At 72.2% G+C, this 20,329-nt stretch carries 19 protein-coding genes; 10 read left to right on the top strand and 9 right to left on the bottom strand.

Annotated elements, in window-relative coordinates; genetic code table 11:
* The first annotated feature begins 113 nt into the window (after positions 1–113).
* The gene (locus AC6JBM_RS40245; protein ID WP_497979071.1) at positions 114–1,028 is read left to right on the top strand and encodes a DUF3152 domain-containing protein; all 915 of its coding nucleotides are present in this window, start codon (positions 114–116) and stop codon (positions 1,026–1,028) included.
* Positions 1,029–1,463: 435 nt separating this feature from the next.
* Here the strand turns inward: AC6JBM_RS40245 and AC6JBM_RS40240 are convergent, their stop codons facing one another.
* Positions 1,464–2,465, bottom strand: coding sequence for a GNAT family N-acetyltransferase (locus AC6JBM_RS40240; protein ID WP_497979070.1), 1,002 nt, complete (start codon positions 2,463–2,465; stop codon positions 1,464–1,466).
* Positions 2,466–2,844: 379 nt separating this feature from the next.
* Positions 2,845–3,975 (bottom strand): lytic transglycosylase domain-containing protein, encoded by a 1,131-nt coding sequence (locus tag AC6JBM_RS40235; protein ID WP_497979069.1) that lies wholly within the window; start codon positions 3,973–3,975, stop codon positions 2,845–2,847.
* 55 nt (positions 3,976–4,030) lie between these two features.
* Here AC6JBM_RS40235 and AC6JBM_RS40230 point away from each other — a divergent pair, with 55 nt between their 5' ends.
* Both AC6JBM_RS40230 and AC6JBM_RS40225 read left to right on the top strand, forming a co-directional pair.
* Positions 4,031–4,252: an FmdB family zinc ribbon protein gene (locus tag AC6JBM_RS40230; RefSeq protein WP_350612233.1), complete on the top strand. Its 222-nt coding sequence runs from the start codon at positions 4,031–4,033 to the stop codon at positions 4,250–4,252.
* Between the two features lie 251 nt (positions 4,253–4,503).
* The gene (locus AC6JBM_RS40225; RefSeq protein ID WP_497979068.1) at positions 4,504–7,224 is read left to right on the top strand and encodes a winged helix-turn-helix domain-containing protein; all 2,721 of its coding nucleotides are present in this window, start codon (positions 4,504–4,506) and stop codon (positions 7,222–7,224) included.
* A gap of 7 nt (positions 7,225–7,231) precedes the next feature.
* Here AC6JBM_RS40225 and AC6JBM_RS40220 read toward each other — a convergent pair whose 3' ends face one another.
* The 4 genes from AC6JBM_RS40220 to AC6JBM_RS40205 are packed head-to-tail and all read right to left on the bottom strand — an operon-like array spanning position 7,232 to position 9,336.
* Entirely contained in the window at positions 7,232–7,729 is a 498-nt protein-coding gene (locus tag AC6JBM_RS40220) for a hypothetical protein (protein ID WP_497979067.1), read from the bottom strand.
* A gap of 20 nt (positions 7,730–7,749) precedes the next feature.
* Complete coding sequence (locus tag AC6JBM_RS40215; protein ID WP_350612230.1) at positions 7,750–8,322, bottom strand: DNA-3-methyladenine glycosylase I; 573 nt, start codon at positions 8,320–8,322, stop codon at positions 7,750–7,752.
* Positions 8,323–8,332: 10 nt separating this feature from the next.
* Entirely contained in the window at positions 8,333–8,830 is a 498-nt protein-coding gene (locus AC6JBM_RS40210) for an SRPBCC family protein (protein WP_497979066.1), read from the bottom strand.
* Positions 8,827–9,336, bottom strand: coding sequence for a DivIVA domain-containing protein (locus AC6JBM_RS40205; protein ID WP_497979065.1), 510 nt, complete (start codon positions 9,334–9,336; stop codon positions 8,827–8,829). Before AC6JBM_RS40205 ends, AC6JBM_RS40210 begins: the two co-directional genes overlap by 4 nt.
* A gap of 76 nt (positions 9,337–9,412) precedes the next feature.
* Here AC6JBM_RS40205 and folP point away from each other — a divergent pair, with 76 nt between their 5' ends.
* Complete coding sequence (gene folP, locus AC6JBM_RS40200; RefSeq protein ID WP_497979064.1) at positions 9,413–10,273, top strand: dihydropteroate synthase; 861 nt, start codon at positions 9,413–9,415, stop codon at positions 10,271–10,273.
* A 9-nt stretch (positions 10,274–10,282) separates the two neighbouring features.
* Here folP and AC6JBM_RS40195 read toward each other — a convergent pair whose 3' ends face one another.
* Entirely contained in the window at positions 10,283–10,672 is a 390-nt protein-coding gene (locus tag AC6JBM_RS40195) for an NADH-quinone oxidoreductase subunit A (RefSeq protein ID WP_497979063.1), read from the bottom strand.
* 147 nt (positions 10,673–10,819) lie between these two features.
* On the opposite strand from AC6JBM_RS40195, the gene AC6JBM_RS40190 reads away from it, so the two are divergent.
* From AC6JBM_RS40190 to AC6JBM_RS40180, 3 genes are all read left to right on the top strand, one after another.
* Complete coding sequence (locus AC6JBM_RS40190) at positions 10,820–12,262, top strand: hypothetical protein (RefSeq protein ID WP_497979062.1); 1,443 nt, start codon at positions 10,820–10,822, stop codon at positions 12,260–12,262.
* A gap of 172 nt (positions 12,263–12,434) precedes the next feature.
* Entirely contained in the window at positions 12,435–14,282 is a 1,848-nt protein-coding gene (locus tag AC6JBM_RS40185) for a 2-oxoacid:acceptor oxidoreductase subunit alpha (protein ID WP_497979061.1), read from the top strand.
* Positions 14,275–15,303 (top strand): 2-oxoacid:ferredoxin oxidoreductase subunit beta, encoded by a 1,029-nt coding sequence (locus AC6JBM_RS40180; RefSeq protein ID WP_497979060.1) that lies wholly within the window; start codon positions 14,275–14,277, stop codon positions 15,301–15,303. The genes AC6JBM_RS40185 and AC6JBM_RS40180 overlap by 8 nt, the downstream gene beginning before the upstream one ends.
* Positions 15,304–15,331: 28 nt before the next feature.
* Here AC6JBM_RS40180 and AC6JBM_RS40175 read toward each other — a convergent pair whose 3' ends face one another.
* A complete protein-coding gene (locus AC6JBM_RS40175) occupies positions 15,332–16,795 on the bottom strand; it encodes a leucyl aminopeptidase family protein (RefSeq protein ID WP_497979059.1) in 1,464 nt (487 codons plus the stop codon).
* A gap of 112 nt (positions 16,796–16,907) precedes the next feature.
* Complete coding sequence (locus AC6JBM_RS40170; RefSeq protein ID WP_081971220.1) at positions 16,908–17,075, bottom strand: DUF3117 domain-containing protein; 168 nt, start codon at positions 17,073–17,075, stop codon at positions 16,908–16,910.
* A gap of 221 nt (positions 17,076–17,296) precedes the next feature.
* On the opposite strand from AC6JBM_RS40170, the gene AC6JBM_RS40165 reads away from it, so the two are divergent.
* From AC6JBM_RS40165 to AC6JBM_RS40155, 3 genes are all read left to right on the top strand, one after another.
* Positions 17,297–18,100, top strand: coding sequence for a PaaX family transcriptional regulator (locus AC6JBM_RS40165; protein ID WP_350612221.1), 804 nt, complete (start codon positions 17,297–17,299; stop codon positions 18,098–18,100).
* A gap of 14 nt (positions 18,101–18,114) precedes the next feature.
* Positions 18,115–18,906, top strand: a complete 792-nt coding sequence (locus AC6JBM_RS40160; protein ID WP_497979058.1) for an enoyl-CoA hydratase-related protein — start codon at positions 18,115–18,117, stop codon at positions 18,904–18,906.
* A 132-nt stretch (positions 18,907–19,038) separates the two neighbouring features.
* The gene (locus tag AC6JBM_RS40155; RefSeq protein WP_497979057.1) at positions 19,039–20,295 is read left to right on the top strand and encodes a DUF1800 domain-containing protein; all 1,257 of its coding nucleotides are present in this window, start codon (positions 19,039–19,041) and stop codon (positions 20,293–20,295) included.
* The last annotated feature ends 34 nt before the right edge of the window (positions 20,296–20,329 follow it).

The raw sequence follows: 20,329 nt of genomic DNA, 5'->3' as shown, positions 1-20,329 counted from the left end.
TCTTCGGGGGAGGGGACTGTACAAAGACGTGCGGTCCCCTCCCTTGCGTTGCTTACCGTGATGGATTCCATCGAGGGGCAGCATCGCCGGGGAAGTTCCCCTAGGCTCGGCGCGTGCTGGGGACCAGAGCGAGACACATCGGGCTGACGGTGGCGCTACTCTCCGTGCTGGCCGGCTGCGGAACGAACGCGGTGTCGTCCCCGCCGGCCGACACGGCCGCGTCGTTCGAGGCGCCGTCGAGCTCCGATCCCTTCCCGGTGGGCCAGCTGGAGGGCGTCGGCGAGCTCGCGCCGGCCCCGAAGAAGTCCGCCACCCCGAAGCCCTCGGCCACGGTCAAGAAGGTCAACCCCGGCGGCGACACCGGCGGCGGCAAGGCCAACACGAACGACGGCGTGCCCAACACCGCGAGCGGCACGTTCACCGTGGCGACGGGCGGCACCGACGTCGTCGGCTCGGCGGACGCGGCGACGCTGGTGAAGTACCGGGTCGAGATGGAGAACGGGATCACCTGGGGCAGCAATCCCGTCTGGACGACCGAGACCCTGGCGACCGAGGTGGACCGCGCGATAGCGTCGCCGGACGGCTGGACGAAGTCGGCCGAGCACCCCGTGACCTACGAGCCGAACAAGATCAGCGGGGCCAGCTGGAAGTTCCAGCGGGTGAGCGGCGCGGACTACAACGTGACGCTGAAGCTCGCGACGCCGGGCACCGTGGACAAGCTCTGCAAGGCCGTCGGCGTGACGACGCAGGGCATCTACTCCTGCCGCTACGGCAAGACGATCCTGCTGAACCTGCGGCGCTGGCTGAAGGGCATCGACGGCTTCCCGGCGGGGATCGACTTCCACGCGATGACGGTGCTGCACGAGCTGGGGCATTTCCTGGGCTTCGACCATATGAAGTGCCCGGGCTCGGGCCAGGTGGCGCCGGTGATGCAGACGCAGACGATCGCCTTGAACGGCTGCAAGCCCAACGCGTTCCCCTTTACCACGGACGGCACTTTCGTGACGGGCCCGTGGGCGGCAAGCTGACAAGGGGGTGACACTCCATCACTCTGAGTCATGATCATCGTTGGGGATTTTTCGGCGTCGGCTAGAATGAGTTTTGAAATGAGAGGCGGGCGCAACGGCCGATCCGTGTTTCGACGCGGTCCTTTTGGTCGGGCGGTGCGAGTTGCTTTGCCGGGGTGATGCGGTTGCTTTGCGGACGGGTGTAGGTGCTTCGCCGGGCGGTGTAGGTGCTTGCCGCCGCCGGCCGACGTGGTTCTGGGATGCGTCGACCGGTTCGCTGGGCACGGTGGCGGCGGGTTGAGCCGTTCGACCGGGCGGCAGCGGGCGTGCTCGGCGGCCCGCTGGCGTTTGCTCGGCAGTTGGCGCTCGGCGGGCCGCTGGCGTTTGCTCGGCGGCCCGGTGGCGACGGGTTCAGCTGGTTGGTTGGCTGTCTGACGGCGGGTTCGGCTGGAGGGTTCAGCTCTTGAGCCGGCGCAGGAGGTCGACGACGTCGGCCTCGTATTCGCGCCACTCGCGGTCCGGCTTGAACCCCAGCTCGGCGTTGACCTGCAGCAGCGGCTCGTTCTCCAGCGCGTTCCACGTCTGCACGTCGAGGAGGTGAGGCTCGGCCGCGCGCAGCTCGAACAGCATGCGGGCCTTGATCGCGCGGCTGATGCCGTAGCCGCGGTGGCTCGGGACCTCGATCGTGTCGTACTGGTCCGCCCGCGTCGGGCGCTGGGCCGGCACCACGACCTCGGTCAGGCCCGCGATCGTCTCGGATTGCTCGTGGACGGCCAGCACGATGTACGGCTTGAGCCCCCGCGCGTGCAGGGTGCGCAGGCTCGCGGCGAGCCGTTCGGAGTCGTACGAGCTCGGGCGCAGCGCGAGGTCGTCGATCACCGCGGCGCGAGCCGCCTCCTTGGCCGCGGCGTAGCCGGCGTAGAGCTCCGGGGGCGGGCCGCCGGGGTAGTACTCGATGCGGTAGCCGGCGCCGATCCCCGCCGCCATCTCGCCCAGCCGCAGCCAGTCCACGCCGGCCAGGTCGAGCAGGTTGCGCATCTCGATGAAGGCGCACTCGAACCCGTGCGCCTCGAAGAACTTCACGCTCGGGGTGCCGCCGATCACCTCGACGCCGACGGACTCGAAGCCCTCCTCGGCGGCGCGGCGGGCCACGGCGGCCAGCAGCGCGGTGCCGACCCGGCTCCGGCGGGCGCTCGGGGTCACCGACAGCTCGAGCACCCCGATGTCCTCGAGCGCGAGCAGGCTCGCGTGCCCGAGGATCTCCCCGCCGTCGCTGGTGGCCAGCCACGACGTGCGCCGCTCACCCGGCATGGTGACGGCGAGATACTCCCGGAACATGGTCTCGCGCCACGGCGGGTCCTCGGGCACATCGACCGTCACGATGTCGTTCAGCGCCCGCAGGACCGCCTCGAGCTCGGCCGCGGGCGCGGTCCCTGGGTCCCACTCGCGCACCTTCACGCCCTAAGCCTGCCCTTGTTTGTGGCTGAGCGGAAGTACCAGAGCGCAGAGCGTGGCATTGATCTACCTTGAGAGCTGATTTCGCCTGCCCCCGCCGCCCGCGTCGAGGCCGAAACAAGCGCCGAACCGCCCCGGCGCCCGGCCCGCGGAAGCCCAGGCCGCGTGAGAGGTCAGGGCCGCGCGCCGAGCCGCGCATGCGGCCCGCGGAAGCCCAGGCCGCGTGAGAGGCCAGGACCGCGCGCCGAGCCGCGCGAGCGGCCCGTGGGTAGCCGAGGGCGCGTGCCGGGCCGTCCGCGCCGGCCCGTGAGAGGCCAGGGCCGCGCGCCGAGCCGCGCAAGCGGCCCGTGGGTAGCCAAGCCCGGCCAGGAAGGGCGGAAGCCTAGCTCTGCCGGTCCTTGCGCCCGTAGTCGTTGGTGGCGTTGAAGACGGCCGCCCGGTACTCCTCCGGCACGTTGTACGCGTGAATCGCCGCGTTCCACCCCTCCAGCGTGGCCAGGTCCCGCCCGTTGTCGCACAGGAATGCGGCCGCCGTGAGCGCGGCGTCGTCGATGTCGTTGATGTCGATCACCCCGTCGGCGTCGGCGTCGAGGCCGTACTGCTTCCAGGTGGCCGGCAGGAACTGCATCGGCCCGACCGCCCGGTCCCAGGTCCGGTCGGTGTCCAGCGCGCCCTGGTCGGTGTCGGCCACGGACTGCCGCCCGTTCTGCCCGTCCAGCGGCGGCCCGACGATGGGCGGGACGGATCGGCCGTCGTCCTGCAGTACCGAACCGTTGGTCTGGCCGTGGTCCGACTCGATCTTGCCGATGCCCGCGAGGGTCGTCCAGGTCAGGTGGCACTTCGGGGTCGAGCGCGCGGTGACCGCCTCCGCGTAGCCGTACGCCTGCAGCGCCACGACCGGGATGTTCAGCCGCACCGATCGGGTGCCCGCCCACGCGCCGTAGACGTCGGCCGGGCGCTGGTGGATGCCGGCCGGGGGGCTGAAGGTGGGCGACGCGGACGGGTCCTCGGGCCGCGGGGCCTCGCCGGTCTCCGGCGCTCCCGTGATCGGGGGCACGCCGTTGGTACCGCCCGGAGCCGCCCCGGACACGGAGGCGTCCGCGCGCGGCTTGGCCGCCGCGGGCACCACGTATCGGCCGGCCATCCCGGCCGCCGTGAGCAGCACCAGCAGCAGCACGCCGGGCAGCAGGAACCGGAAGCCGGGCCGGGTCCTGACCCGGTCGAACCACTCGCGCCGGGCCACCGCGCGCGCCGACTTCTCGGGGCGCGCCTCCAGGACGTCCGCCGCCCGCCGTGACTGGAACCAGCTGGGTCGCCGCTCGTCCTCGGCCGCGTGCCTGGGCTGGTGGGGCGGCTTCGGGTCGGTGGACTGGCTCAGCTCCGGCGCAATGATCTCCACCGGGATCGTCCGCTCGTCCGGGTCCCGGGGAGCGGGGGGCCGGATGGAGGGGGCCGGGGGAGTGTCCATTGTGGTCGGTTGCTGACCCTCCGGCTTCTCGTCGTCGCTTGCCACGGGTTCGAGTATTCCGAATTCCCGGGCATGTGCCAACGTGGCATAGCCTGTGGGAATGCCACGTTACGAATACCGCTGCCGGGCCTGCGGCGACACCTTCGAGGTGCAACGCCCGATGCGTGAAGCGAATGTGAAGACCGCCTGTCCGGCGGGCCACGACGACACGGTGAAGCTGCTGTCCACGGTGGCCGTCGGCGGGGCTTCAGGTGGGGCTCCGAGCGGGGGCTCTGGCGCGAGGCCGGGCGGCGGTTGCTGCGGCGGCGCCTGCGGTTGCTGAAACATTGTTACGGGTGGGTTTCGTTTTGTACTGCCGAAACGGCTTTGATGTTGTGTCCTGTTGTGCCACATCCGCTGCCGGAGTGTTGTCGTTACGTCACCCGAAACCCACTCAAGCTTTGCCTCTCATCGTTGCTGACCAGCACGGATCGCCCCGGATGACCAATCCGGGATCGACCGTTTCTACGATGCGCGCGCCACTTGGTTGGGGAAATATGGGGCACGCCTGAATTAGGAAGGCGGAGGTTTCACGTGTCGGGGCGGACCCACCTGCCCAGCGGGCTGGTGACTTTCCTCTTCACCGACATCGAGGGCTCGACGCGTCTGGCCCAGATGCTCGGTGCGGGATACCGGCCGGTGCTCCACGAGCACCGGGAGGTGATTCGCCGCGCGCTGTCCAAAGCGGACGGTGTGGAACTCTTCACCGAGGGTGACTCGCTGTTCGTGGCCTTCCCTGACGCCGCCCGCGCCCTCGCCGCCTGTGCCGAGGCCCAGCGCGCGCTCGCCGCCCACGACTGGCCGAGCCCCGACGCCCGCCCGAAGGTCCGGATGGGCCTGCACACGGGCTTCGCCGAGCCGTACGGCGGCGAGTACACCTCCCCGGAGGTCCACCGCGCCGCCCGCGTCGCCGCCGCCGCCCACGGCGGGCAGGTCCTGTGCTCGGCCGCGACCGCCGCCCACGTCGGCCTGTCGTCCTCGGCCGCCCCGGTCGACCCGACCGACCCGGGCCTGGAGAACGGCCCGCTCGGCGACGGCGCGTGGCTGCTCGATCTCGGCCTGCACCGGCTGCGCGGCTTCGACGGCTTCGAGCGCATCTTCCAGCTCGTCGCGCCCGGCCTCGACCGGCAGTTCCCGCGCCCGCGCACCATCGACGCGCCCGCGCACAACCTGCCCGTGCAGACCACCCGCTTCATCGGCCGCGCCGCCGAGCGGGCCGCCGTGCGCGACCTCATCCAGCGGCACCGCCTGGTCACCGTCGTCGGGGCCGGCGGCGCGGGCAAGACCCGGGTCGCCGTCGAGGCGGCCGGCGAGATCGTCGAGCGCTTCCGCGACGGCGTCTGGTTCGCCGACCTGAGCGCCGTGGCCACCGCCGACCTCGTCGACGTCAGCGTCGCGGCCGCGCTCGGCCTGCGCCCCGAGCCCGGGCGCGCCGTCGTGCAGACCATCGCCGACCACGTCCGCGGCCGCCGGCTCCTGGTGCTGCTCGACACCTCCGACGCCCAGCTGTCCGCGGCGCGGCGGCTCGTGGCGCGGCTGTTGTCGGCCGGCCCCGAGATCTACGTTTTGGCCACCTCCCGCGAGCCGCTCGGCCTGGCCGGCGAGGTCGTCTGGCGCATCCCGCCGCTGTCGGTCGAGGCGGCCAGCGGCGGCGGCTTCAGCGACGCCGTGGCCCTGCTCGTGGACCGCGCGTCCGCGGCCCGCGGCGGCCGGCCCGTCGAGCCCGGCGACATCGCGCACCTCACCCGCGTCGCGAAGTCGCTGGAGGGGCTGCCGCTCGCGCTCGAGCTGGCCGCGGCCCGGCTGCGCCTGCTCTCGGTACCGCAGCTGGCGGACCGCATCGGCGACGTCCTCGGCACCCTCGACGCCGGCTCCCCGGCCGCGTTCGACGAGGCCTCGGACCGGCACCGCACGATGCAGGCCGCGGTCGGCTGGTCCTACCGCACCCTCGACGCGCGCTCGGCCCGGCTCCTGCGCTGGCTCTCGGTCTTCGCCAGCCCCGTGGACCTGCCCGCGATCGAGTGGCTGCACGACGGCGACCCGCTCGACCCGCTGGCCACGCTCGTGGACAAGTCGCTGCTGCAGGCCGAGGCGGGGGCCACCAGCGCGACGTACCGCATGCTGGACCCCATCCGCGCGTTCGCCGCCCGGCAGCTGCTCGAGGCGGGCGAGGAGGAGTCGGCGCGCGAGCGGCACGTCGCCTGGTGCCTGCAGGCGGCCCACGACGCCTACCTGGACCACGAGGGGCGTCCGGTGACGCTGTCCCTCTACACGCTGGACCCGCTCGCCGACGAGCTGCGCGCGGCCCTGCACTGGACCGTGACCCGCGGCAGCGCCCGGCAGGGGCTGGCCCTGGCCGGCTCGCTGGACCAGTGGTGGCGGGAGCGCGGCCTGGTCCGCGAGGGCCGGATGTGGCTGTTCCGGCTCTACGAGCGCATCAGCGCCACCGGTGAGCCGGTGCCGGACGCCGAGCTGGCCGCGGCGTACCACATGCACTCCCTGCACGCGGGCGCCGACGGCGAGACGGTCGAGGAGCTGCGGTTCTCGCAGCGGGCCGAGTCCGCCGCGCGGCGGGCGGGCGATCCGGGCCTGATCGCGCGCATCCTCTCGGCCCGCGGCGCCCCGCTGCTGGAGATGGGGCGCACCGACGAGGCCGAGCGGCTCACCCGCGACGTCATCGGCTGGTCCGACGAGCAGGGCGTGGCCGGCGAGGCGCTGTCGGCCGTGTTCGCCCTCGCGCAGCTGCTGTGGCGGCGCGGCGCCCTGGACGAGGCCGCGGACCTGCTGGCCAGCGCCCGCCCGCTGGAGAACAGCCGCCCGCTGGAGCGCGGGCGCCGCACGGTGGACATGCTGCTGGGCATGGTCGCGCTGGCCCGCGGCGATCTCGTCGCCGCCCACGACCACCTGATCGTCGCGCTGCGCTCGCGCATGACCCACGGCTTCCACCTGCGGGTCTGCGAGACCCTCAACGCGGTGGCGGTGCGCTGCGCCCTGGCCGAGGACCTGCCGACCGCGGCCCGGCTCTTCGGCGCGGCCCAGTCGGCGCGCATCCGGCTGCGCTGCTCGATCGGCGCGTTCGGCGTGTTCTGGACCGAGCAGCAGGCGCAGCTGCGCCGGTCGATGGGCGACACGGCCTTCGACACCGCCTACGCCGCGGGCGGCGCGCTGAGCCTGGAGGAGTCGGTGGCGCTGGCGCTGACCATAGAGCACCCGGACCTCATGGCCGGCTCGATCCGCTTCTCGACGGTCGAGTAGGGCCTGCTCACTCCTCCTCGGGGTCCTGGTTGGCCTCGACCCCGAGGACGTAGGCCTGCATGGCGAGCTCGTCCCCGGCGGGCCACACGAACGCGGGCAGCTCGGCGGGGCCGAGCTCGCGCACGTAGCTCCAGAAGGCCCGCACGGCCTCACCGGGCGAGGCGGCCTCGATCGGCATGTCGACGCTGACCAGGTAGGTGCGCCGGGGCGCGGGCTTCGGCGGGGCGATCTGCCGGGCGACGGCCAGGAAGTTGGCCTCGTCGAGCCGGCCGGTGCGCGCCGCGAGGCCACCGGCGGGCAGCGGCGAGTCGAGCAGGTTCACCGTGTATTGGAGCTGCCCGTCCTGGTCGACCCGCCCGAGCCCGAACACGACGGGCTCGTCGCCGCCGGCCACGAGCAGCGCCTCGTCCCCGGGCGCCAGCTCGGGGGCGTTCAGCCCACCGGCCCCGTACACCCGCTCGTTCGCGTACTGCTCCTCGGAGACGACCACGACCCACTTAGCCATGGCGCCATTGCATCACGCGCTCACGGGAGCTCGACGAAACACCCGGCCACGTGATCGTTGACCATCCCGGTCGCCTGCATCAGCGCATACGCCGTCGTCGGCCCGACGAATCGGAAGCCCCGCTTCTTGAGCTCCTTCGCCATCGCCTTCGACTCCGGTGTGACGGCCGGCACCTTCGAGAAGTCCGCGGGCCGCTCCGGGCGCGGGTCGGGCGCGAACGACCACAGCAGGGCCGCGATCCCCCCGGGCAGCTCGGCCGCCGCGCGCGCGTTCGCGATGGCCGCCTCGATCTTGGCCCGGTTGCGCACGATGCCCGCGTCGGCGAGGAGCCGGTCGACGTCGGCCTCCCCGAACGCGGCGACCTTCTCGATCTCGAACCCGGCGAACGCCGCCCGGAACGAGGGCCGCTTGCGCAGGATCGTGATCCAGGACAGCCCGGACTGGAACGCCTCGAGGGACATGCGCTCGAACAGCCCGTCGTCGTCCCGGACCGCCCGGCCCCACTCGGTGTCGTGATAGTCCAGGTAGTCGGGGGTCGAGGCGCCCCAGCCGCACCGGGCCAGCCCGTCCGCCCCCATCACCACGTCACCCATGACAGGCAACCTACTCGGGGGGTACGACAAAAAGTCCGGACTCCACCATGCGGGCGAACCGGCGCAGCGCCGCCGTGAGACCGGCCTTGGAACCGGGCCAGAGCAGCGGCCACGCGACCTTGCCGGCGTTGCCCGCCGGCAGCTGGAACCATTCGTGCCAGACCACCTGGGTGCGGTCCTTGCCCAGCTGGGTGCAGCGCAGCACGCCGGGGCCCCGCAGGACCTTGCCGTAGTGGACGACTCGAAGCTCGAACGGCGGGTCGACCTTCACGACGCGCATGAGGTCGCGCACCGACGCGGGCCCGACCTGCGTCACGGCCTCGATCTGGCTGCCCTCGCCGCCGTCGCCGGAGAGCACCCGGACCGTCGTGAACGGGATCCACTCGCCCTGCCGCGACCAGTCGGTGAGGGCCGCGAAGACCCGGGCGGCGGGGGCGGCGACGATGACCGTCGCCGTCACCTCGCCGGGTCCGGGCCGCTCCGCCTCGGCGTAGTCGTCCGCGGTCACTGCACCACCGGGGAGGAACGGTCCCAGGAGGCGTCGTCGGCGGCGTCTTCGGGGGCGTCCTCGTCGGTGGCCTTGGCCGCGGGCTTGCGCGGGCCCAGTTCGATGACGTCGGCGGGAGGCTCGATCGGGGCCTCGGAGGCGGCGCCCGAGGCCGCGGCCTGGCGGGCGTCGCGCAGCGCGTCGGCGTCCTCCTGGCGGCCCTCGCGGAGCGCCTTGATCTCGGCCTCGAGGACCTGGATCAGCTCCTCCTTGTAGCCGATGTCGTATCCGGCCCGCCGCAGCGCGGTGTCGACCTGGTTCATCCGGTATCCGCGGACGACCGTGTCGAACCGGAGCTGGTTGACGTCACCCTCGACCAGCGGGCGGGACGACGGCAGCGGTACGGAGCGTCCGTCGGGTTCATGTCCTTCGATTCCCGGGTCGTCACCGGTGATCAACAAGGACACGCCGAACCCGATGGCCCCGACAACCACTGCGGCGATCAACACCAGGAGGAACTCAGCCATAGGGGGAATCGTGGCACGCTGAGTACGCCTGGGCGAGCCCGGCACACCCATCTGTAGGAAACACGGAGGTCATGCGATGTTTCGTCTGGGCGCCCGGCGCTTCGCCGACGGCGACTACGCGGTGATGGCGATCGTCAACCGGACTCCGGACTCCTTCTTCGACCGCGGTGCAACTTTCGCGGAGGACGCGGCGCTGCGGGCCGTGGAGGCCGCGGTCGCCGAGGGGGCGGACATTGTCGACATCGGCGGGGTGAAGGCCGGCCCGGGCGAGACCGTGGACGCCGCCGAGGAGCTGCGCCGCACGCTGCCGACGGTGGAGAAGATCCGCGCGATGTTCCCCGAGGTCGTGATCTCGATCGACACCTGGCGGGCGGAGGTGGCCCGCGAGGTCGTCGCGGCCGGCGCGGACCTGATCAACGACACCTGGGCCGGGGCCGACCCCGGCCTGGCCGAGGTCGCCGCGGAGACCGGGGCGGGCCTGGTGTGCTCCCACGCGGGCGGTCTCACCCCGCGGACCCGTCCGCACCGCACGGCCTTCGCGGATCCGGTGGCGGATGTCGTACGGACGGTGACCGCCCTGGCCGAGCGCGCCCTCGCCCTCGGAGTGCGCCGCGACGGCATCCTGATCGACCCGGCCCACGACTTCGGCAAGAACACCCGCCACTCGCTGGCGATCACCAACCGGCTCGGCGAGCTGGTCGCGACGGGCTGGCCGGTGCTCGTCGCGCTGTCGAACAAGGACTTCATCGGCGAGACCCTCGACCTGCCGGTGGGGGAGCGGCTGGAGGGCACCCTGGCGGCGACGGCGGTCTCGGCCTGGCTGGGGGCCCGGGTGTTCCGCGCGCACCAGGTGCGCGAGACCCGCCGCGTGCTCGACACCGTGGCGGCCATCCGGGGCGACCGCCAGCCGTCGGTGGCGCGGCGCGGCCTCGCGTAGGGCCGCGGGTCAGGTCCAGCGCAGGATGTTCTTGCGCCACGCGTAGAGGATGCCGAGGAAGAGCACGGCCACGAAGATCGCCATCTCGGCCACGACCGCCCCGCCGTAGCCGGGCGCGGTGTAGATCACCGCCCACGGGAAGAGGAACACGCTCTCCACGGCGAACAGAGCGTATAGATAGGCGTACACATAGTAGCGGATCTGAGCCTGGGCCCAGTCACCCCCGACCGGGTCCAACCCGCACTCGTACGTCTCGTACTTCGGGTCCATGCTGTCCGCCCGGGCGGCCGAACGGCGCGGACCCAGCAGCCGGTTGGCCGTAAACGCGGCGACGAACACCGCGGCTCCGACCAGGAGCAGGAGCCCGAGCGTCGCATATCCACCCAGATATCCGCTCATGGCACGCACCGTACACGCATCATCACGATCTCCGACATGCCGAAAACGTGAAACTGTCTAGATAATGTGCTTCAGGTTTCTTGCCGGACGGCAAAAAGCCAGGCGGATGAGACCCCGCCCGACACGAGATCAGAAGGACACCCCCTCATGGAAGCACCCTCGGGCCGCCGAACCACACGGCGGCTGCGGGCCGGCTCCTTCGTGCTCCTGGCCGCCGCCTGCGCCCTGCTGTTCGCCGTGCCGGCGCACGCGGAGCCGGGCGAAGGCGAGACCAGTACCGCTCCCGTCGAGACTCCCACCACCGACGTCCCGACGCAGGAGCCGACGACCACCGCGCCCACCCAGGCCCCGACCACCACCGAGGCCCCGCCGCCACCCCCGCCGACGACGACCGCCGCGCCGCCTCCGCCGCCGGCCGTGCACCGGTTCAAGATGACCGTGAGCACGGTGTCGCTCGGCGACGCGTACTGGCAGGGCGACGGCTCGGGCGAGCTGGTCATCGCGGTCAAGAACACCGGCGAGAACGTCGGCAAGGACACCGTCACCGGCTTCTACGCGCTGCCGAGCGGGGCCCAGCCCACCGGCGCGTACGGCACCGGCGGCTGCGCCGTGGCCCCCGCCGCGCTGAGCTTCAGCTGCGCGCTGCCCGAGCAGGGCCTGGGCCAGATCGTGGTGAAGGTGAACGTCGACCAGGGGGCCTGGAAGACCATCGGGCTCGGGCAGGTCACCGGCGCTCTCGGGCAGTACCAGCGGATCGTCCCGATCTCGTTCGCGTTCACCACGCCGCCGACGCCCGGCATCGAGCTGAGCACCTCGGCCCCGCCGCTACCGGCCGCCGCCGCCCCGCAGGACGAGTCGCTGCAGCTCGCGGTGCGCCTGCGCAACACCGGCGCGACCAAGGCCACGGGCGCGGTCGAGATCGTCACGCCGCCCGGTGTGGATCTGGTCACGTTCCCGTCCGTGTGCCGCTCGCACAGGCGCGTCGGCCCCGACCGGGACCGGTGTGAGCTCGGTGACATCGCGGCCGGCAAGGAGGTCTCGACCGTCTTCGGGATGACCGTCAGCGCCGCCGCCCGCGCCGAGCTGCCGCTGACCGGGGCGGTGCACGGGTACCTCGTACCGCCCGGCCAGGACATGATCGAGACCCGCTACGACTACAAGATCACCGCGCCCCCGCTGGCCGGCGTGGAGGCCCCGCTGCCGACCTCGGCGCCGCCGTCCCCGGTCGCCCAGCGGACCTTCGAGACCGACTTCAGCCTGCGCAAGCAGTCCGACGACGGCGGGACGATGTCCAGCCTGCCGATCGTGGGCGGCATCGTCGGGCTGGTCGCGATCGTCGGCGCGCTGGTCGTGTTCTCGGTGCGCCGCCGCATGCGCGACGACGCCGAGGACGACGCGCTGAGCGCCGACGAGGTCGAGGACGTGGTGCTGGTGCCGGCCCAGAGCGGCGGCCCGACCGGCCCGTCGGCCGCGCTGACCCGCTCGCCGGTCCCCCGGTCGCTGACCCTCCCGCGCCTGCCCAGCGGCCCGGTGGCCGGCTCCGGTTTCCGCGACCGCGAGCAGGCCGGGCCGGACGAGGACGACGACTGAGCGCCCGCATTGTTGGTATTCGTCCGCGGTGCACACCAGCGCGCCGCGCGCAATGACGAAAGTCGCACCTTGGCCGCCGCGGAAGCGATATGCGCCGCAGGCGAGCCGTTCACGCCGACGTACCCTCAGGGGTGTACGACAACCCATCCGCCGCCACAGGAGGTCAGCTCACGTGACCAAGCAGGTCCGCCAGCTGGATCGAGTGGTCATCAGGTTCGCTGGCGATTCCGGCGACGGCATGCAGCTCACCGGTGACCGCTTCACGTCCGAGACCGCGCAGCTCGGCAACGACATATCCACCCTGCCCAACTTCCCCGCCGAGATCCGGGCCCCCGCCGGCACCCTGCCGGGCGTGTCGAGCTTCCAGGTGCACTTCGCCGACTTCGACATCCTCACGCCCGGTGACGCGCCGAACGTGCTCGTGGCCATGAACCCCGCGGCGTTGAAGGCGAACCTCGCCGACCTGCCCAAGGGCGCCTCGATCATCGTCAACACCGACGAGTTCACCAACCGCAACCTCGCCAAGGTGGGGTACTCGTCCAACCCGCTCGAGGACGGCACGCTGGAGGGCTGGAACGTCGCCCCGGTCGGCCTGACCTCGATGACGGTGAAGGCGCTGGAGTCGTTCGAGATCTCCAAGAAGGACGCCGAGCGGGCCAAGAACATGTTCGCGCTGGGCCTGCTGTCGTGGATGTACTCGCGCCCGCACGAGTCCACGCTGTCGTTCCTGGAGCGCAAGTTCGCCTCCCGCCCGGAGCTCGTCGCCGCGAACATCGCCGCGTTCAAGGCCGGCTGGAACTTCGGCGAGACCACCGAGAACTTCGCGGTGCGCTACGAGGTGAAGCCGGCGCGGATGGTGCCGGGCAACTACCGCAACATCACCGGCAACGCGGCCCTCGCCCTGGGCATCGTCGCGGCCGGTGTGCGCGCCCAGCTGCCCGTGTTCCTGGGTGCCTACCCGATCACCCCGGCCTCGGACATCCTGCACGAGCTCAGCAAGCACAAGAAGTTCGGCGTGACCACCGTGCAGGCCGAGGACGAGATCGCCGCGATCGGTGTGGCCCTGGGCGCCTCCTACGGCGGCGCGCTCGGCGTGACCACGACCTCCGGCCCCGGCGTCGCGCTCAAGGGCGAGACGATCTCGCTCGCGGTCGCGCTGGAGCTGCCGCTGGTGATCATCGACGTGCAGCGGGCCGGACCCTCCACGGGCCTGCCGACCAAGACCGAGCAGGCCGACCTGAACATGGCCCTGTTCGGCCGGCACGGCGAGGCCCCGGTGGCGGTGCTCGCGCCACGCTCGCCCGCGGACTGCTTCAACACCGCGCTCGAGGCGGCTCGCATCGCGCTGACGTACCGCACCCCGGTGATCCTGCTCTCGGACGGGTACATCGCCAACGGCTCCGAACCGTGGCGCCTCCCGGAGGTCGGCGACCTGCCCGACCTGCGGGTGCAGTTCGCCACCGAGCCCAACGGCGAGGACGGCAAGACGTTCCTGCCCTACCTGCGCGACCCGAAGACGCTCGCCCGCCCGTGGGCCGTCCCCGGCACGCCCGGCCTCGAGCACCGCATCGGCGGCCTCGAGAAGGCCGACAAGACCGGTGACATCTCCTACGACCCGGCCAACCACGACTTCATGGTGCGCACCCGCGCGGCCCGCATCGAGGGCATCGACGTGCCCGACGTCGAGGTCGAGGACCCGGACGGCTCCGCGCGCGTGCTGGTGCTCGGGTGGGGCTCGACCTTCGGCCCGATCGGCGCCGCCGCCCGCGCGCTGCGCCAGCGGGGCCTGGCCGTGGCCCAGGCGCACCTGCGCCACCTCTCGCCCATGCCGAAGAACCTGGGCGAGGTGCTCAAGTCCTACGACAAGGTCGTCATCCCGGAGATGAACCTCGGTCAGCTCGCCGGTGTGATCCGGTCGCGCTACCTGGTCGACGTCATCGCCTACAACCAGGTCCGCGGCCTGCCGTTCACCGCGGCCGAGCTGGAGGGTGTGCTCGAGGAAGTGGTCAAGAATGCCTGAGCAGTTGAAGCTCACGACGAAGGACTTCAAGTCCGACCAGGAGGTCCGCTGGTGCCCCGGCTGCGGGGACTACGCGATCCTGGCCGCGGTCCAGTCGTTCATGCCCGAGCTCAACATCCCGCGCGAGCGGATCGTGTTCGTCTCCGGCATCGGCTGCTCCTCGCGGTTCCCGTACTACATGAACACGTACGGCATGCACTCGATCCACGGCCGTGCGCCGGCGATCGCGTCCGGGCTGTCCGTGTCGCGGCCGGACCTGTCGGTCTGGGTGGTCACGGGCGACGGTGACGCGCTGTCGATCGGCGGCAACCACCTCATCCACGCGCTGCGCCGCAACGTCAACCTGAAGATCCTGCTGTTCAACAACAAGATCTACGGCCTGACGAAGGGGCAGTACTCGCCCACCTCCGAGGTCGGCAAGATCACCAAGTCGACCCCGGCGGGCTCGGCCGACGCGCCGTTCAACCCGATCTCCCTGGCCCTGGGCGCGGAGGCGAGCTTCGTCGCGCGGACCATCGACTCGGACCGCAAGCACCTGCAGTCGGTGCTGCGCGCCGCGGCCGAGCACCGCGGCTCCGCGTTCGTCGAGATCTACCAGAACTGCAACATCTTCAACGACGGCGCGTTCGACGCCCTCAAGGAGCCCTCGACCCGCGACGACTTCGTCATCCGGCTCGAGCACGGCCGGCCGATCACGTTCGGCAAGGACGGCGAGTGGGCGGTCACCCACCCGCCCGGCGGCTTCGGCCTCTCCGTGGTGCGGACCGCCGACGTCGCGCCCGAGGAGATCGTGGTGCACGACCAGTCGGTCGCCGAGCCGGCCTACGCGTTCGCGCTGTCCCGCCTGCCCGGCCTCGACCTGCGCAACACCCCGATCGGCGTGTTCCGCTCGGTGGAGCGGCCGGCCTACGACGACGTCGTGCGCGACCAGCTCGTCGCGGCCAAGGCCAAGGCGAAGGGCACGCCCGACGAGGAGCTCGCCTCGCTGCTCAACAGCGGCGACACCTGGACGATCCTGTAACGCTCGGCACGGGACCGCCGCCGCCTGCTCAGGCGGCGGCGGTTTCCTGTTCCAGCCACCGGGTCAGCGTCCGTACGCCCCAGCCCGTGGCGCCCTTGGCCAGCTCGCCGTCGCCGGAGTCGGCCCACGCGGGCGAGGACATGTCGAAGTGCGCCCAGCGGTCCCGCAGCGGGCCGGTGAACTCGCGCAGGTAGAGCGCGGCCAGCAGCGACCCGGCGCCGATGTCGGTCGAGTTGATGATGTCGGTGAGGTCGCCGCGGATCTCCTCGGCGTAGTCCTCGCTCAGCGGCATCCGCCACACCGACTCGCCGCACGCCTCGGCCGCGGCCGCGAGGTCGTCGGCGAGGGTGTCGCTGTGGCTGTACATCGCGGCGGTGCGCTTGCCCAGCGCGACACCCTGAGCGCCGGTGAGCGTGGCCAGGTCGATCATCACGTCGGGGCGCAGGCGGCGCACGGCGTAGGCCATCGCGTCGCCGAGCACCAGCCGGCCCTCGGCGTCGGTGTTGAGGATCTCCGACGTGATCCCGCCGTAGTGCGTGACCACGTCGCCGGGGCGCATGCTGTCGGCGCCGAGCGCGTTCTCGGCCAGCGGCGCCAGCGCGGTGATCCGCACCGGCAGCCGCATCGCGGCGGCGGCGAGCGTCGCGCCCACGACCGCGGCCGCGCCGCCCATGTCCTTGCGCATCAGCTTCATCCCGGCCAGCGGCTTGACGCAGACGCCGCCGGTGTCGAACGTGATCCCCTTGCCGACCAGCACCACGTGCCGCTTCGCGCCGCGGGGGCGCCACGACATCTCGACCAGGCGCGGCCCGCGCTCGGCCGCGGCCCCCTGCCCGACCGTGAGGATCGCGTTGAAGCCGTGCTCGCGCAGGTAGGCGGGCTCGCGGACCTCGACCGTCACCCCGGGCACCCCGGCGGCGGCCTTGACGACCTGCTTGGCGAACCAGGCCGGCGTCTTGCGGTCGCTGGGCATGTTGGTCAGGTCACGGGCCAGCGTCGTGGCGGTGACGATCGCCCGGGCCTGCTCCAGCGCGGCGTTCAGCTCGTCGCTCGCCGGCAGCGCCACGGTGACGCGGCGCAGCGGGTCGGGCTCGGCGTCGGCGAGGCGGAAGCGGTAGGAGGCGAGCCACAGGCCCTCGGCCAGCGCGCGGATCGCGGCGGGCGGGGAGTCCTGCGGCGCCAGTACCCGCAGCGAGGTCTCGGAGCGCGCCTGCTTGGCCAGCGCCGCGCCCGCGGCCCGCCAGCCGGCTTCGTCGCCCTCGCCGATGCCGGCGAACAGCAGCGGCGAGGGTTTGCGTCCCGGCCGCGGGAGCTTGTGCACGGTGCCGGCCGACCCGGTGTGCTCGACGTCCTCCAGGAACGCCGCGCACTCGGCCAGGTCGGCCGGGCCGAGGTGCAGCAGGTCGACGGCGGACTCGGGGTCGCTGGACGTCACCACGACGGCCACCGCGCCGGAGGAGCCGCGACCCGTGGCGAACCTGATGTCCAGCAAGGAGACCCTCCATGTTCCGGCGCATTTCGTGCGCACAGCAACGGGAGCGACCGCACGCCGGCCGCTCCTCCCAACCCAGTCAACCCGAAAGCGGAGCCGTATGCAGGAAGACTCAGCCAGTGGCCGTCTTCAGCGCCTCGCTGAGCTCGTTGGCCTCATCCTTGGTCATCTCGACGACGAGCCGCCCACCACCCTCGAGTGGGACGCGCATGACGATGCCGCGGCCCTCCTTGGTGACCTCCAGCGGACCGTCGCCTGTCCGCGGCTTCATGGCCGCCATGTTGTCTCCCTTCGCTCCCTGATGTCCCAGACACCAGGTGGCACAGCCGTCCCCGCATGCCGGCGCGCCCGTTCACGGAGCCTCGACCGGACCCGCAGGCTCCGTGAGGTACGCACCAACCGATGATTTTCCCTGATGATGGCCCCAAGACCCAAACCGGGGCGCGAACCTTGTGACAACTCCTGGCGGGAAATGCCGGTCAACTGTCACAATAAGCGGCCATGCAGGCCCGGTCCGCCCTCTTTGACCTCTACGGCGACCATCTGCGCCCGCGTGGCGGGCGGGCTGCCGTCGCCGCCCTCGTGCGCCTGCTCGCTCCCCTCGGCATCGCCGCGCCGGCCGTCCGCACCGCGGTGTCGCGAATGGTCCGGCAGGGCTGGCTGCATCCCCTACGGTTGCCGACCGGCCCCGGCTACGGCATCACCCCCAAGGCGGCACGCCGCCTCGATGCCGCCGGTGCCCGCATCTACCGCACCCAGCGACCCGGCGGCCCCGGGAGCGCGTGGACCGGCAGGTTCGATCTCATCACGCTGGAACCGCCCGCGCACCGCGGCGCGCGGGCGAGACTGGTGGCGAACCTCGGATTCCTCGGCTACGGCTCGGTCGACGGCTCCACCTGGATCGCCCCGCGCCCGGGGGAGGGCGTCGACGCGCTGCTCACGGAGGCCGGTGTGCGCTACGACCGCTTTACTGCGGAGCATTCCGGCGGTACCGATGGAGCAATGCATCTCGTCGCCAGAGCCTGGGACCTCGACGCGATCGCCGCGGCCTACGGCGAGTTCGTCGAGCGCCTCACGCCGCTGGTGCAGTCCGTCGGCCCGGCCACGCCCGACGAGCAGGCCTACGCGGTCCGGTTCACGCTGGTCCACGCCTGGCGCGGGTTCCTCTTCCGCGACCCCCAGCTGCCGCCGCAGCTGCTGCCCGAGCGCTGGGCCGGCACCGCGGCGGCGGCCTTCTTCGACTACCACGCCCTGCGTCTGCGTCCCGCCGCCGACCGGTTCGTGGACGCCTGCCTGACCCTCTGACCATTGGAGAAGCCATGGACGACCTGCTCCTGGAGCGCACCGAGACCGGTGTGGCGATCCTGACCCTCAACCGCCCCGATGCCCTCAACTCCCTGACCGACAGCCTGAAGGTGGCCCTGCGCGACACGCTGAAGGACCTCGCGGACGACGCATCGGTGCGCGCCGTGGTCCTCACCGGCGCCGGTCGCGCGTTCTGCGGCGGCCAGGACCTGCGCGAGCACGCCAGCTCCCTGGAGGCCGGCACCGGCGCCTCCCTGTCCACCGTCACCGAGCACTACAACCCGATCGCCACGCTGCTGGCCGGCCTGCCCAAGCCCGTCGTCGCCGCGGTCAACGGCATGGCCGCCGGCGCCGGCGCGTCCCTGGCCCTGCTCGCCGACTTCCGCGTCGGCGGCCCGAAGACCGCGTTCCTGATGGCCTTCGCCAACGTCGGGCTCGCCGGCGACACCGGCATCTCCTGGAGCCTGCCGCGGATCGTCGGCCACGCGAAGGCGACCGAGCTGCTGCTGCTGGCCGAGCCGGTGAAGGCCGAGGCCGCCTTCGCCCTGGGCATGCTGACCCGCCTGGCCGAGTCCGACGAGGACGTCCTGCCCGCGGCGCTGGAGCTGGCCGGACGCCTGGCCGCGGGCCCGACGATCGCGTACGCCCAGATCAAGCGCGAGCTGGCGGCGGGCGGCTCGGGGTCCCTGGCGGACGCCCTGGCGGTCGAGGCCGAGGCTCAGGCGCTGTGCGGCCACAGCGCGGACCACCGCAACGCGACGGCGGCCTTCGTGGCCAAGCAGAAGCCGGTGTACGAGGGCCGCTGACGGTAGGGGCGCGATATGTCGGGCGCTGCGCGCCGCGACATATCGGACTTATCGTATATGTTGCGGTCTTCTTCAACGAGGGCTGAGCCTGGCTTAACGTGCCTCGTACAAACGCGCCATAGCCTGGGCTCCATGGCCGATCGTGAGAAGGTCGCGCATCTGCTGCGCCGGGCGACGTTCGGGCCCACCGCGGAGGAGGTCGACGCCGCCGAGTCCAAGGGCCCGGCGGCGACCCTGGACGCCCTGTTCAGCCCGCCCGACCCCGACGCCGGAGCGGCCCGCACGCCACTGCCGAAGCTCGGCCCGGTGCTCAACGACAAGACCGACCGCGCCGAGCAGATCCGGACCGCCGGCACCTGGTGGCTGGACCGCATGGTGCAGGCCGACCACCAGGTGCACGAGAAGCTGACCTTCTTCTGGCACGGGCACTGGGCCACGTCCGCCGACAAGGTCAAGTCCGGCCCGCTGATGCTCGGCCAGCAGCAGACCCTGTTCCGCACCGCCCTCGGCGACTTCGCCACCCAGGTGCACGCGATGCTGCGCGACCCCGCGCTCATCATCTGGCTGGACGGGCAGAAGAACACCAACAAGGCCCCGAACGAGAACCTGGCTCGCGAGCTCATGGAGCTCTTCACGCTCGGCGTGGGCCACTACACCGAGCAGGACGTGCGCGAGGGCGCGCGGGCCCTGACCGGCTGGGTGGTGGACCAGAAGGCGGGCACCGCGACGCTCAACGCCAAGCGCCACGACGACAAGCCCAAGACGATCCTCGGCCGGACCGCCGACTTCGACGCCGACGGCTTCGCCGACGTCCTGCTCGCCCAGCCGGCCTGCCCCGAGTTCGTCGCGAGGCGCCTCTGGCTGCGCTACTGCAGCGACGCCCCCATCCCGCAGGACGTCCTCGACGCCGCCAAGACCCAGAAGACGACGGCGGCGGTACTACGCTCCCTGCTCGCCGCCGACGGCCACGCCGAACTCGTCAAGCAGCCCGTCGAGTGGCTCGTCGGCGCCCTGCGCCAGCTGCGGATCCGCCCCGGTGAGCTCCCCGACGCCCAGCGCAAGCAGCTCCTCAACGCCCTGAACCAGCTGGGCCAGGTCCCGCTCCGCCCGCCGAGCGTGGGCGGCTGGCCCGCGGGCGCGGCGTGGCTCACGACCTCGGCCACCCAGGGCCGGATCAAGCTCGCCCAGACCCTCGCCGCGCGGGCTCCGCAGCCGGTACTGGACCGCCTCACCGCCGTCCCCGCCGCCCAGCGCCCCACGGCCCTGGCCCGCCTGCTCGTGATCGACGCGTTCACGGACCGCACGCTGGCCGCGCTGACCCCGGCCGCGAACGACGCCCGGCGCCTGCTGACGCTGGGCCTGGCCAGCCCCGAATACGCGATCAACTGACGCTGCATGGAGATGGCATGGACGCCACGCCGGC

Source organism: Dactylosporangium thailandense (assembly GCF_059739745.1).
The sequence above is the reverse complement of the archived record's forward strand: the minus strand, read 5'-3'. Positions and strand labels throughout refer to the sequence as shown.